General features: G+C 54.4%; 13 protein-coding genes. 11 read left to right on the top strand and 2 right to left on the bottom strand.

All coding sequences use genetic code 11. From position 1 onward, the window contains the following. The first annotated feature begins 85 nt into the window (after positions 1-85). From malZ to ACJ9N4_RS12000, 4 genes are all read left to right on the top strand, one after another. A complete protein-coding gene (gene malZ / locus ACJ9N4_RS11985; RefSeq protein ID WP_182273912.1) occupies positions 86-1,903 on the top strand; it encodes a maltodextrin glucosidase in 1,818 nt (605 codons plus the stop codon). Between the two features lie 200 nt (positions 1,904-2,103). Then, a complete protein-coding gene (locus tag ACJ9N4_RS11990; protein ID WP_182273913.1) occupies positions 2,104-2,745 on the top strand; it encodes a hydrolase in 642 nt (213 codons plus the stop codon). A 48-nt stretch (positions 2,746-2,793) separates the two neighbouring features. Continuing rightward, positions 2,794-3,339 carry an antibiotic biosynthesis monooxygenase gene (locus ACJ9N4_RS11995; RefSeq protein WP_182273914.1) on the top strand — a complete coding sequence of 182 codons (546 nt, stop codon included), beginning with the start codon at positions 2,794-2,796 and terminating at the stop codon, positions 3,337-3,339. 21 nt (positions 3,340-3,360) lie between these two features. Further along, positions 3,361-5,229, top strand: coding sequence for an amidohydrolase (locus ACJ9N4_RS12000; protein ID WP_182919482.1), 1,869 nt, complete (start codon positions 3,361-3,363; stop codon positions 5,227-5,229). A 45-nt stretch (positions 5,230-5,274) separates the two neighbouring features. On the opposite strand, the gene ACJ9N4_RS12005 is transcribed toward ACJ9N4_RS12000, so the two are convergent. Further along, entirely contained in the window at positions 5,275-5,877 is a 603-nt protein-coding gene (locus ACJ9N4_RS12005) for a peroxiredoxin (protein WP_182273916.1), read from the bottom strand. 241 nt (positions 5,878-6,118) lie between these two features. Then, the gene (gene acpH / locus ACJ9N4_RS12010) at positions 6,119-6,700 is read right to left on the bottom strand and encodes an ACP phosphodiesterase (RefSeq protein ID WP_182273917.1); all 582 of its coding nucleotides are present in this window, start codon (positions 6,698-6,700) and stop codon (positions 6,119-6,121) included. Between the two features lie 92 nt (positions 6,701-6,792). Between acpH and queA the strand changes: the two genes are divergently transcribed. The 7 genes from queA to ACJ9N4_RS12045 all read left to right on the top strand — a co-directional run bounded on the left by queA (position 6,793) and on the right by ACJ9N4_RS12045 (position 13,460). Further along, positions 6,793-7,863 carry a tRNA preQ1(34) S-adenosylmethionine ribosyltransferase-isomerase QueA gene (queA, locus tag ACJ9N4_RS12015; RefSeq protein WP_182273918.1) on the top strand — a complete coding sequence of 357 codons (1,071 nt, stop codon included), beginning with the start codon at positions 6,793-6,795 and terminating at the stop codon, positions 7,861-7,863. A gap of 54 nt (positions 7,864-7,917) precedes the next feature. Next, positions 7,918-9,045, top strand: a complete 1,128-nt coding sequence (gene tgt / locus ACJ9N4_RS12020; RefSeq protein WP_182273919.1) for a tRNA guanosine(34) transglycosylase Tgt — start codon at positions 7,918-7,920, stop codon at positions 9,043-9,045. 22 nt (positions 9,046-9,067) lie between these two features. Further along, positions 9,068-9,400 (top strand): preprotein translocase subunit YajC, encoded by a 333-nt coding sequence (gene yajC, locus ACJ9N4_RS12025; protein WP_182273920.1) that lies wholly within the window; start codon positions 9,068-9,070, stop codon positions 9,398-9,400. 27 nt (positions 9,401-9,427) lie between these two features. Next, positions 9,428-11,275 (top strand): protein translocase subunit SecD, encoded by a 1,848-nt coding sequence (gene secD, locus ACJ9N4_RS12030; RefSeq protein ID WP_182273921.1) that lies wholly within the window; start codon positions 9,428-9,430, stop codon positions 11,273-11,275. Between the two features lie 10 nt (positions 11,276-11,285). After that, entirely contained in the window at positions 11,286-12,257 is a 972-nt protein-coding gene (gene secF / locus ACJ9N4_RS12035) for a protein translocase subunit SecF (protein ID WP_163281376.1), read from the top strand. A 142-nt stretch (positions 12,258-12,399) separates the two neighbouring features. Further along, positions 12,400-12,765 carry a VOC family protein gene (locus ACJ9N4_RS12040; protein WP_182919483.1) on the top strand — a complete coding sequence of 122 codons (366 nt, stop codon included), beginning with the start codon at positions 12,400-12,402 and terminating at the stop codon, positions 12,763-12,765. A 14-nt stretch (positions 12,766-12,779) separates the two neighbouring features. Beyond that, positions 12,780-13,460, top strand: coding sequence for a helix-turn-helix transcriptional regulator (locus ACJ9N4_RS12045; RefSeq protein WP_182273923.1), 681 nt, complete (start codon positions 12,780-12,782; stop codon positions 13,458-13,460). Positions 13,461-13,566: the final 106 nt, after the last annotated feature.

Raw genomic sequence — 13,566 nt, forward strand, 5'->3', positions numbered from 1 at the left:
CCTCCCCCAATAAACCACATCATGATGAGCTAACCTTAATCACCCTGTGGCAAGGTGACGTCAATTTCATCAAAGGGGATTCGTGATGTTAAACGCCTGGCACCTTCCGGTTGCCCCATTTGTTAAGCAAAGCAAAGACAACCTTGTGATTACGCTCTGGCTGGCGGGAGAAAATCAGCCTGAACGCGTGACGCTGCGCGCCGAAGTGGATAATGAAGAAACGTCGCTGACGATGCACAAGCAGCGCAGTCAGCCGCAGCCTGGAGTGACGGCGTGGCAGGCCAGGATCGACTTAAGTAGCGGACAGCCGCGCCGTCGCTACAGTTTCAAACTGCTGTGGAACAACCGTCAGCTGTGGTTTGCCCCGCAGGGGTTTAGCCGTTTTCCGCCCGCACGGCTGGAGCAGTTTGCCGTTGATTGCCCGGATAATGGCCCGCAATGGGTCAACGATCAGGTCTTTTACCAGATCTTCCCGGATCGTTTCGCGCGCAGCACAACGCGTACTGCACAGCAGGATAAGATCTATTACCACCACGCGGCAGGCCACGACATTGTCCTGAAAGACTGGGATGAACCGCTGACCGATCGGGCAGGAGGGTCGACGTTTTACGGCGGCGATCTCGACGGTATCAGCGAAAAACTCCCGTACCTGAAAAAACTCGGCATCACGGCGCTGTACCTGAACCCGGTGTTTAAAGCCCCAAGCGTGCATAAATACGATACCGAAGATTATCGCCACGTCGACGAGCAGTTTGGCGGCGATGAGGCGCTGTTGCGCCTGAGAGAGAACACAAAAAATGAAGGCATGCGCCTGATTCTGGACGGTGTGTTCAACCACAGCGGTGATTCTCATGCCTGGTTTGACCGCCATAACCCGTTGATGGGAGGGGCATGCCACAACCCGGATTCACCTCAGCGCGACTGGTACAGCTTTAACGAAGATGGCCGTGCGCTCGACTGGTTGGGTTACCCGAGCCTGCCGAAACTGGATTTCCAGTCGCCTTCTCTGGTCAACGAAATCTACGGCGGTGAACACAGTATCGTGCGCCACTGGCTGAACGCGCCGTGGAACATGGACGGCTGGCGGCTGGATGTGGTGCATATGCTGGGGGAAGGCGGTGGGGCGCGTAACAACCTTCAGCATGTCGCCGGGATCACCCGTTCCGCGAAAGTTGCACAGCCGGAGGCGTTTGTCTTTGGCGAGCATTTTGGTGATGCGCGTCAGTGGCTGCAGGCCGATGCGGAAGATGCGGCGATGAACTATCGCGGCTTTACCTTCCCGCTGTGGGGCTTCCTTGCGAATACTGACATCTCCTACGATCCGCAGCATATCGACGCGGAAACCTGCATGGTGTGGATGGATAACTACCGTGCCAGCCTGTCACATCAGCAACAGCTACGTATGTTCAACCAGCTGGATAGCCACGATACTGCACGCTTTAAATCGTTGCTCGGCAAGGATGTGGCACGTCTGCCGCTGGCCGTCACCTGGCTCTTTACCTGGCCAGGCGTGCCATGCATTTACTATGGGGATGAAGTAGGCCTGGACGGCAATAACGACCCGTTCTGCCGTAAAACCTTCCCGTGGGAGCCTGCAAAACAGGACAAAGCGCTGCTCCGTCTGTATCAGCGCATGGCGAAACTGCGTAAACAGAACCAGGCTCTGCGCTACGGCGGCTGTCAGGTGGTATACGCCCACGATAACGTGGTGGTGTTTGCCCGCGTCTATAACCAGCAGCGTGTGCTGGTAGCCATTAACCGGGGTGAAGCCTGCGAAGTGGTGCTGGATAGCTCTCCGCTGCTGAACGTGAAGGCGTGGCAGTTGAAAGAGGGCAAAGGTGCTATTCAGGAGGGGATACTCTCTCTGCCTGCTATTTCCGCGTCAGTCTGGTTCGGTCATTAATCCTCATCTGCAACCGGTACTTATGCCGGTTGCAGAATATTTCCCCTAAGTTGTTCGGTTAAATTCAACAGAGGGGACAAATATCTTTAATATTCTCTCAATCAAATCTCGCTATACTCAATTTGCTTTATCAGTCAGGGCCCTTTCTCATATAGCACACAAACCGTTGGCTTTTAACTAATTGATTAAAAGGTACTTTTATGTCTATTCGTGAACTGATTGATCCATCCAACTCCGCATTGATTTTTATCGATCACCAACCGCAAATGTCCTTTGGTGTGGCCAATATTGACCGTCAATTATTGAAGAATAATACGGTTGCGCTGGCAAAAGCAGGCAAAATTTTTGATGTTCCGGTTATCTACACATCGGTAGAAACGAAAAGCTTTAGTGGCTATATCTGGCCAGAATTACTGGCGGTTCACCCGGATGTAAAACCGATTGAACGTACCTCCATGAACTCCTGGGAAGATGATGCGTTTGTTGCGGCAGTCAAAGCGACGGGCCGTAAAAAACTCATCATTTCAGCCCTGTGGACGGAAGTGTGCCTGACCTTCCCGGCACTGATGGCGCTGGATGAAGGTTACGAAGTCTATGTGGTGACGGATACCTCTGGCGGTACCTCCGTTGATGCCCACGAGCGTGCCATTGACCGTATGGTGCAGGCGGGCGCTGTGCCAGTGACCTGGCAGCAGGTGCTACTGGAGTATCAGCGCGACTGGTCACGCAAAGGAACCTACGACGCGGTAATGGACCTGGTACGTGAGCACAGCGGGGCTTACGGCATGGGCGTCGATTATGCCTATACCCTCGTTCACGGTGCGCCAGAGCGCAAAGCGTAAACCTTTCAGGGCGGGGTTCTCCCGCCCATCAATGACCAGGGAACTTTTATGGCGCAAACATCACATGTGACGCTGGTGATCACCCATATGTTACTTCCGGGACAAGCTGAGCGATATGAACAGTGGCTGGGCAAGATTATGCCTGTCGCGGCGGAATTTTCCGGCCATCTTGGTGCGAACGTAATCCGTCCGTCTGAAGGGCAAAACCTGTGGACGGTGATTATCCGCTTCGACACCATTGAACATCTCTACGCGTGGACGCAGTCCGAGACCCGCAACGCGCTGGTTAAAGAGATTGAACCGCTGCTGGCTGAAGGCGATAAAACCGAAGTACGTACCGAAGCGGCGTTCTGGTTTACACCGCCTGAGCCGCATGTGCGTAAGCCAAAGCAGTGGAAACAGTTTCTTATCACGCTGCTGGTCATCTTTCCCAGTACCAACATCGTGCCGCTGGTGACCGGTGCGCTGCTTCCTGGCCTGAAAGGCTCACTTCTGCTGCATTTGATTAACGATGCCTGTGTGGTCGCGCTGGTGGTCTGGCTCTGGATGCCCATCGTGACCCGTCTGTTTGCCGGATGGCTAAAAAAAGCCTGATTCGGCTCAAAGGAGTACGTTATGTCTCACACTGCCACACTGATCTTAACCAAAGGTAAGATCCACACACTCGATCGCGAAAATCCGCTTACGGAAGCGGTGGCGATCGCCAACGGCAAGATCCTTGCCACGGGCAACCACGATCGCATCATGAGCTATGCGACGCAGGGAACGCAGGTCGTCGATTTAAAGGGAAGCACGGTGATCCCTGGACTGAACGACTCGCACCTGCACTTGATCCGCGGTGGGTTGAATTACAACCTGGAGCTGCGCTGGGAAGGTGTGCCATCACTGGTGGATGCACTGCGCATGTTGAAAGATCAGGCCGATCGTACACCGTCACCGCAATGGGTACGGGTGGTTGGCGGCTGGAGCGAGTTCCAGTTCGCCGAGCGCCGGATGCCGACTATCGAAGAACTCAACGAGGCCGCACCTGACACGCCGGTGTTTGTACTCCATCTTTACGACCGTGCACTGCTCAACCGCGCGGCACTGAAAGCAGTCGGCTACACCAAAGAGACGCCCAACCCGCCGGGTGGGGAGATTGTACGCGATAACAACGGTAACCCAACCGGGATGCTGATTGCCAAACCGAATGCGATGATCCTCTACGCTACGCTGGCGAAAGGGCCGAAACTGCCCATTGAGCAGCAGGTAAACTCGACGCGTCAGTTTATGCGTGAGCTGAACCGTCTGGGGCTGACCAGCGCCATTGATGCCGGTGGTGGTTTCCAGAACTACCCGGAAGATTATGAAGTGATCGCTGAACTGCACGCCAAAGAGCAGATGACGGTGCGTATCGCCTATAACCTCTTTACCCAGCGGCCGAAGCAGGAGCTGGAAGATTTTGAACGCTGGACCGATATGCTTAAGCCGGGTCAGGGGACAGACTTCTACCGGGCCAACGGCGCGGGTGAGATGCTGGTCTTCTCGGCGGCAGATTTTGAAGATTTCCTCCAGCCGCGTCCGGATTTACCGGAAGGTATGGAAGACGAGCTGGAACGCGTGGTACGCCATCTGGTGGAAAACCGCTGGCCGTTCCGTCTGCATGCTACCTACGACGAATCGATCAGCCGCATGCTGGATGTGTTTGAGAAGGTGAACCGTGATATTCCGTTCAACGGCCTGCACTGGTTCTTCGACCACGCGGAAACCATTACCGAGCGCAATATCGAACGAGTTAAAGCCCTTGGCGGTGGGATTGCGGTGCAGCACCGTATGGCCTTCCAGGGCGAGTATTTTGTTGACCGCTACGGCAAAGAGGCGGTGAAGCATACCCCGCCGGTGGCGAAAATGCTGGAGCTGGATGTGCCGGTAGGGTTAGGTACGGACGCCACACGCGTGGCGAGCTATAACCCGTGGACGGCGCTCTACTGGCTGGTGTCTGGCCGTACCGTGGGCGGGCTGGCGATGTACGACGACAATAACCGTCTGCCGCGCGATGTTGCGCTGGAGCTGTGGACTGCAGGCAGCGCCTGGTTCTCCAGCGAGCAGGGCAAAAAAGGCCGTCTGGTCGAAGGACAGCTGGCGGATCTGGTGGTGTTGTCGAAAGACTATTTCAGCGTGCCGGAAGAGGACATTAAGGGCATTGAATCGGTGCTGACGGTGGTCGACGGTAAAGTGGTATATGCCGCAGGACATTTCAGCCCGCTGTCACCGCCGCCAATCTCGGTTGTACCGGAGTGGTCACCGGTGGTGAAAGTGCCTGGACATTACCGCTCTGCACCGCCAGTGGCGAGTAAAGTGGGTGCGGTGGTACAGATGCACCAGTGCATTGGCAGTTGTGGGGTGCACGGTCACGCGCATGGGATTGCCCGTCAGTCGGATATTCCGGTATCGGATGAGCAGGCGTTCTGGGGCGTGTTAGGCTGTTCTTGCTTCGCGTTCTAAACAAAAAGGCCCGCATTTGCGGGCCTTCTTCGTACACCGTGCCGATTACAGGCTGGATACGTTCTCGGTCAGGTATTTAGCAACGCCTTCCGGAGATGCAGCCATACCTTCTTTACCTTTTTCCCACTGAGCCGGGCACACTTCGCCGTGCTCTTCGTGGAACTGCAGCGCGTCAACCATGCGCAGCATTTCGTCAATGTTACGACCCAGCGGCAGATCGTTCACAACCTGGTGACGAACGATACCGTTCGCGTCGATCAGGAAGGAACCACGCAGCGCAACGCCAGCGTCCGGATGTTCGATACCGTAAGCCTGCTGGATTTCGCGTTTGATGTCCGCAACCATTGCGTATTTCACCGCACCGATGCCGCCTTTGTCGACAGGGGTGTTACGCCATGCGTTGTGTACAAATTCAGAGTCAAAGGAGACGCCAACCACTTCTACGCCACGTTTCTGGAATTCTTCGTAACGTTTGTCGAACGCGATCAGTTCAGACGGGCAAACGAAGGTGAAGTCCATTGGCCAGAAGAACAGAACGGTCGCTTTACCGTTGGTGTGCTGTTTGAAGTTGAAGTTTTCAACGATTTCACCGTTGCCCAGAACTGCTGCAGCTGTAAAATCCGGAGCCGGACGAGTTACCAGAACCATATGATTCTCCTGTAGATACTAAGGTTATTTGGAACGCAACGCGGCCAGTATAGAGAGTGTCCATCAATAAGACAAAGAGGCACTGACAATCGTTCAGCAAGCTTTCGCCTATCAATGCTCTTTCTATACACAAAATCATTCAAGTTGCATCAAAGCGGGAATTCCCGGGAGCTTACTTAAGTAAGCTCCCGGGGTGAGCAGGCGTAGCCAACGTAGAGGCGGCTTAAAGGATGACGTGTATTCAGAGCTGTTTGTTTTTCGCCTGCGTCATCATGCGCGGGTAGAACTGCCAGAAGCGCGTTTCCAGCGCGTCGTAGTGTTCATCCAGGTCATGCCATGAATCACGTAGCGCATCAAGACGCGGACGACGGCTCGCCATTCCGTTCAACACGTTCTGGATAAAATCCATCTCACGATAACGTTCCAGCCAGCGCTCTGACCACAGATAGTTGTTCAGATTCACAAATCGCGGTGGCGAGTCCGGCAAAATGATCGACACCTGCGCGTGGGCATAGTGTACGAACTCGGGTAGCGGCATTTCCGGCGAAAGCTGCGCCCAGTGGCGTGACAGGAAATGATCCCACATCACGTCGAGCGTGATCGGTGCTACGCGGCGCGTTTCGGGGCGAAACCACGCTTTGGCTTCCGTCACTTCCGGCAGATTATCGGTTAACACGTCAATGCGGCGGTGCATAAAGATCCCGTCAACAATCTCAGGGGAATACGACTCTGCGGGGTTACCGCGCACGAAATCGGCCAGCAAATTACCGGAAAGGGAGCTGTTAGCAAGGTGAGCAAGATGCAGGTGAGCGAGAAAATTCATGCGTTTTATCTGTCCGGGGGCGGCTAGTTGTTGCAGCAAAAGAGTGTGAGCACTAGACTATGCCGCCTGTTTTTAAGTCACGAGTATACGTCATGCGCGTCGCCGATTTCTCCTTTGAATTACCTGAATCCCTGATTGCTCACTATCCAATGCCTGAGCGCAGTAGCTGCCGCTTGCTGTCACTGGATGGGCCTACGGGCGCGCTGACGCACGGTACTTTCACCGATTTGCTCGACAAGCTCAACCCTGGCGATCTGCTGGTTTTTAACAATACCCGCGTGATCCCGGCGCGTCTGTTTGGCCGTAAAGCCAGCGGCGGTAAGATTGAAGTGCTGGTCGAACGTATGCTCGATGATAAACGTATTCTGGCACATATTCGCGCGTCTAAGGCTCCGAAACCGGGTGCTGAGCTGCTGTTGGGCGATGATGAGAGCATCAAAGCGACCATGACCGCGCGCCATGATGCGCTGTTTGAAGTGGCGTTCGATGATGAGCGTACGGTGCTCGATATCCTGAACACCATCGGCCACATGCCGTTGCCGCCATACATTGAGCGTCCGGACGAAGAGGCCGACCGGGAGCTGTATCAAACCGTCTACAGCCAGAAGCCTGGCGCGGTGGCAGCCCCAACCGCAGGCCTGCATTTTGATGAGCCGCTGCTGGAAAAACTGCGTGCAAAAGGTGTGGAGATGGCTTTCGTGACGCTGCACGTGGGCGCAGGAACCTTCCAGCCAGTGCGCGTGGACAGCATTGAAGATCACATCATGCACTCTGAGTATGCCGAAGTACCTCAGAACGTGGTGGACGCTGTTCTGGCCGCGAAAGCTCGCGGTAGCCGCGTTATCGCTGTCGGTACCACGTCAGTCCGTTCACTTGAGAGTGCCGCGCAGGCCGCTAAAAACGAGCTTATCGAGCCGTTTTTCGGCGATACGCAGATCTTCATCTACCCGGGCTACCAGTACAACGTGATTGATGCACTGGTGACCAACTTCCATCTGCCTGAATCGACACTGATTATGCTGGTTTCCGCATTTGCGGGTTATCAGCACACGATGGCTGCCTACAAGTCTGCGGTAGAACAAAAATATCGCTTTTTTAGCTACGGGGACGCGATGTTTATCACGTACAATCCGCAGGCTTTGAATGAGCGTGTCGGGGAATAAGTCCGCGACACTGAATAATGTGTCGGACTGTTTTTCTGGCACAAAGGAAGAGAAATGAAATTTGAACTCGATACCACCGACGGTCGCGCGCGTCGCGGTCGCCTGGTGTTTGATCGCGGCGTGGTGGAAACCCCCGCGTTTATGCCTGTGGGCACTTACGGCACCGTAAAAGGGATGACGCCGGAAGAAGTTGAAGCCACCGGCGCACAGATTATCCTCGGTAATACCTTCCATCTGTGGCTGCGTCCTGGTCAGGAGATCATGAAGCTGCACGGCGATCTGCATGACTTCATGCAGTGGAAAGGCCCCATTCTGACCGACTCCGGCGGTTTCCAGGTCTTCAGCCTGGGCGATATTCGCAAGATCACCGAAAAAGGTGTGCACTTCCGTAACCCGATCAACGGCGATCCGATTTTCCTCGATCCTGAAAAATCGATGGAGATTCAGTACGATCTCGGCTCCGACATCGTCATGATCTTCGATGAATGTACGCCATACCCGGCGGACTGGGACTACGCCAAACGCTCTATGGAAATGTCTCTGCGTTGGGCGAAGCGCAGCCGTGACCGTTTCGACTCCCTGCAGAACAAAAATGCGCTGTTTGGCATTATTCAGGGCAGTGTTTACGAAGATTTACGTGATATCTCCGTTAAAGGTCTGGTAGAGATAGGTTTTGATGGCTACGCTGTCGGCGGTTTGGCTGTGGGTGAGCCGAAGGAAGATATGCATCGCATTCTGGAGCATGTCTGCCCGCAAATCCCAGCGGATAAACCACGATACCTGATGGGCGTGGGTAAACCAGAAGATCTGGTGGAAGGCGTACGTCGCGGCATTGATATGTTCGACTGCGTAATGCCGACCCGTAACGCGCGTAATGGTCATCTGTTCGTTACCGATGGCGTGGTGAAAATCCGTAACGCGAAGCATAAGAGTGACACCAGCCCGCTCGATTCCGGGTGCGATTGCTATACCTGTCGCAATTATTCTCGTGCGTACCTGCATCATCTCGATCGTTGCAATGAGATTTTAGGCGCGCGTCTCAATACCATTCATAATCTTCGTTATTATCAGCGCTTAATGGCTGGTTTACGTAAGGCTATCGAAGAGGGTAAATTAGAGAGCTTCGTGACCGATTTCTACCAACGTCAGGGGCGGGATGTTCCACCTTTGAACGTTGATTAATTTTAATAATGAGGGAATTTGAATGAGCTTTTTTATTTCTGATGCGGTAGCGGCAACAGGTGCTCCGGCGCAGGGCAGCCCGATGTCTCTGATTCTGATGCTGGTTGTGTTCGGTCTGATCTTCTACTTCATGATCCTGCGCCCACAGCAGAAGCGTACCAAAGAGCACAAAAACCTGATGAGCTCCATTGCGAAAGGCGATGAAGTGCTGACCAATGGTGGCCTGGTGGGCCGCGTGACCAAAGTAGCTGACAACGGCTACATTGCTATCGCTCTGAACGACACCACTGAAGTGGTTATCAAACGTGACTTCGTAGCTGCCGTTCTGCCGAAAGGCACCATGAAGGCGCTGTAATCCCAACTTTTCCCAAAGGGAACTGCCGTGTTAAACCGTTATCCTTTGTGGAAGTACATCATGCTGGTCGTCGTGATTCTCGTCGGCCTGCTGTACGCGCTTCCCAACCTGTATGGTGAGGATCCGGCTGTTCAAATCACTGGCGCGCGCGGTGTCGCCGCCAGTGAGCAAACGCTGATCCAGGTCCAGAAAACGTTACAAGAAGAAAAAATTACCGCTAAGTCTGTGGCACTGGAAGGGGGCGCGATTCTTGCTCGCTTCGACACCACCGACACGCAGCTCCGCGCTCGTGAAGCGCTGATGGGCGTGCTGGGTGATAAATATGTCGTGGCGCTGAACCTTGCTCCTGCAACTCCGCGTTGGCTGGCTGCTTTGAATGCAGAACCAATGAAACTCGGTCTTGACCTGCGTGGCGGTGTTCACTTCCTGATGGAAGTGGATATGGACACTGCGCTTGGCAAACTGCAGGAACAGAATATCGATAGCCTGCGCAGCGATCTGCGTGAAAAAGGCATTGCGTATACCACCGTGCGTAAAGAAGATAACTACGGTATGAGCATCACGTTCCGCGACAGTGCGGCACGCGATCAGGCTGTAGATTACCTGACTCAACGCCACCGCGATCTGGTGATTACCTCTCAGGGCAGCAACCAGCTGCGCGCGGTAATGACCGACGCGCGTATGAAAGAAGCGCGCGAATATGCTGTTCAGCAGAACATCAACATTCTGCGTAACCGTGTAAACCAACTGGGCGTGGCTGAACCGCTGGTACAGCGTCAGGGTGCTGACCGTATTGTGGTTGAACTGCCAGGTATTCAGGATACTGCGCGTGCGAAAGAGATTCTGGGCGCAACCGCGACGCTGGAATTCCGTCTGGTTAACTCTAACGTTGATCAGTCAGCGGCTGCCGCAGGCCGTATTCCGGGTGACTCTGAAGTGAAGCAGACGCGTGAAGGTCAGCCAGTTGTGCTGTACAAACGCGTGATCCTGACCGGTGATCACATCACCGACTCCACCTCCAGCCAGGATGAGTACAACCAGCCGCAGGTTAACATCTCGCTGGATAGCGCGGGTGGTAACATCATGTCTAACTTCACCAAGGACAACATCGGCAAACCGATGGCGACCCTGTTTGTGGAGTACAAAGACAGCGGTAAGAAAGATGCCAACGGTCGTGCAGTGCTGGTGAAAGAGGAAGAGGTGATTAACATCGCCAACATCCAGTCTCGTCTGGGTAACAGCTTCCGTATCACGGGTATCAACAACCCGAACGAAGCGCGTCAGCTCTCTCTGCTGCTGCGTGCTGGTGCGTTGATTGCGCCAATTCAGATTGTTGAAGAACGTACCATTGGGCCAACCCTGGGTATGCAGAACATCCAGCAGGGTCTGGAAGCGTGTCTGGCCGGTCTGGTGGTGTCTATCCTCTTCATGATCTTCTTCTATAAGAAGTTTGGCCTGATTGCGACTTCTGCGCTGGTGGCGAACCTGGTGATGATCATCGGTATTATGTCCCTGCTGCCGGGGGCGACGCTAACCATGCCTGGTATCGCAGGTATCGTCCTCACCCTTGCGGTGGCGGTCGACGCCAACGTACTGATAAACGAACGTATCAAAGAAGAACTGAGCAACGGTCGCTCTATCCAGCAGGCGATCGACGAAGGCTATAAAGGCGCGTTCAGCTCCATCTTCGATGCGAACGTAACAACACTGATTAAGGTTCTTATCCTGTATGCAGTGGGTACTGGCGCGATCAAAGGCTTTGCAATTACTACCGGTATCGGTGTTGCAACGTCGATGTTTACCGCTATTGTCGGCACCCGTGCCATCGTGAACCTGCTGTACGGCGGCAAGCGCGTCAAAAAGCTGTCTATCTGAGGAGTGCGTTGTGGCACAGGAATATACTGTTGAACAATTGAACCACGGCCGTAAAGTCTGGGACTTTATGCGCTGGGACTACTGGGCCTTCGGCATTTCAGGTTTACTGCTGATTCTGTCCATCGTCATTATGGGCGTGAAAGGTTTTAACTGGGGTCTTGATTTCACCGGTGGTACGGTGATTGAAATCACCCTGGAAAAACCGGTCGATATGGACCAGATGCGCCAGTCTCTGCAGAAAGCGGGCTTTGAAGAGCCACTGTTGCAGAACTTTGGTAGCAGTCGCGACATCATGGTGCGTATGCCACCGGTGCACGATGCCAACGGCAGCCAGGAGCTGGGCAGCAAGGTCGTTAGCGTGATTAACGAAACGACCAGCCAGAATGCGACGGTTAAGCGTATTGAGTTTGTTGGCCCGAGCGTGGGTGCTGACCTGGCGCAGACCGGTGCGATGGCGCTGCTGGTGGCGCTGATCTCCATCCTTGTGTACGTTGGTTTCCGCTTCGAGTGGCGACTGGCGGCGGGGGTGGTTATCGCCCTGGCGCACGACGTGGTGATCACGATGGGCGTACTGTCTCTGTTCCACATTGAGATTGACCTGACGATTGTGGCATCCCTGATGTCCGTTATCGGTTACTCACTGAACGACAGTATCGTCGTATCTGACCGTATTCGTGAAAACTTCCGTAAGATCCGTCGCGGTACGCCGTACGAAATCTTTAACGTGTCGTTGACCCAGACGCTGCACCGAACGCTTATCACATCCGGTACCACTCTGATGGTTATCCTGATGCTGTATCTCTTCGGTGGCCCGGTGCTGGAAGGTTTCTCGCTGACCATGTTAATCGGTGTGTCTATCGGTACGGCTTCATCTATCTATGTGGCATCCGCGCTGGCGCTGAAACTCGGCATGAAGCGTGAGCATCTGCTGCAGCAGAAAGTCGAAAAAGAAGGGGCGGATCAGCCGTCAATTCTGCCGTAAGGCAACGTCTTTCGCGTTATCAAAATCCCGGTCTGTTGGCCGGGATTTTTTTTGTCTGCTCCTGACAAACACTCCTGACAGTATGCTGTCAGGAGCCCTGTCGTAGACTCCTTCTGAACCCAAACAACAGGCAGGAGGATGTATGAAAAGCGTTATTAACTGGTTTGAAATTCCGGTCGCTGATATGGATCGCGCCATCAAATTTTATGAGCCGGTAATGCAGGTTACTCTTCGTCGTGAAAAAATGGATTGTGCTGAGCTGGCGGTTTTCCCGCATGAAGATCCGGTTACCGGCGGCGCACTGGCAAAATTTGACGGCATTACACCGTCTCAACAGGGCGCTATTATTTACCTGCATACTGACAATCTGGGGGCTACGCTCGATCGTATTGCTTCTGCAGGTGGTGAGTGCGTGTTTGGCCCGCTGGTGTTGCCACACGGTATTGGCACCATTGCCCTGTTTACCGACAGCGAAGGTAATCGTGTCGGCCTTCATCAACCCGCCTGAGAGCTGAAAAAAATATGACCCGACGCGCTGACCGTTTGTTTCAGATTGTGCAGATCCTGCGGGGCCGGCGGCTGACAACGGCAGCGCATCTGGCGGACAGGCTGGGGATTTCTGAGCGTACGGTTTACCGTGATATCCGTGACCTGTCGCTTTCTGGTGTGCCGGTGGAAGGTGAGGCGGGGAGCGGATACCGGTTGATGTCGGGTTTTGATCTTCCACCGCTGATGCTGACAAGCAAGGAGTCTGAGGCGTTGATGGTGGCGATCCGCCTGCTTAAAACCTGGGGCGGGGAGTCACTTTCGCGTGAGCTGGAGTCCGCGCAGGAAAAGGTACTGGCGATCCTGCCGGAAGAGAGCCGTCGAAAGGCGGAGCAGACGCGTATTTATGCACCGGATTTTTGCGTGCAAAACCACTCCCGCAGCGATTTTGACATGATTCATCAGGCGATTTCAGCCCAGCGGGTGCTTGCGCTGCATTATCGGGATGATGCCGGGCAGCTCTCACAGCGCGACGTTCAGCCGCTGGGGCTGTTCTTCTGGGGAGAGCGCTGGTTGCTGGCGGCGTGGTGTGAGCGGCGCGACGATTACCGCTGTTTCCGGCTCGACAGATGTCTCAATATTGTGCAGACGGAGAGACGGTTTAGCGAGAGCGCGGATCGTTCGCTGGCGGATTTTTTGCGCAAGGTGAAGCAGTAAAAAACCGGGTGGCAAGGTAAAAGCAAAACGGCAACGTGTGTTGCCGTTTGTCGTGTTTGTTCCTCTCCCTGTGGGAGAGGGGCAGGGTGAGGGCATCAGCCCGCAC

The organism is Enterobacter sp. LM3 (assembly GCF_046622475.1).
In the GTDB taxonomy this organism is placed as follows: Bacteria; Pseudomonadota; Gammaproteobacteria; order Enterobacterales; family Enterobacteriaceae; genus Enterobacter; species Enterobacter cloacae_P.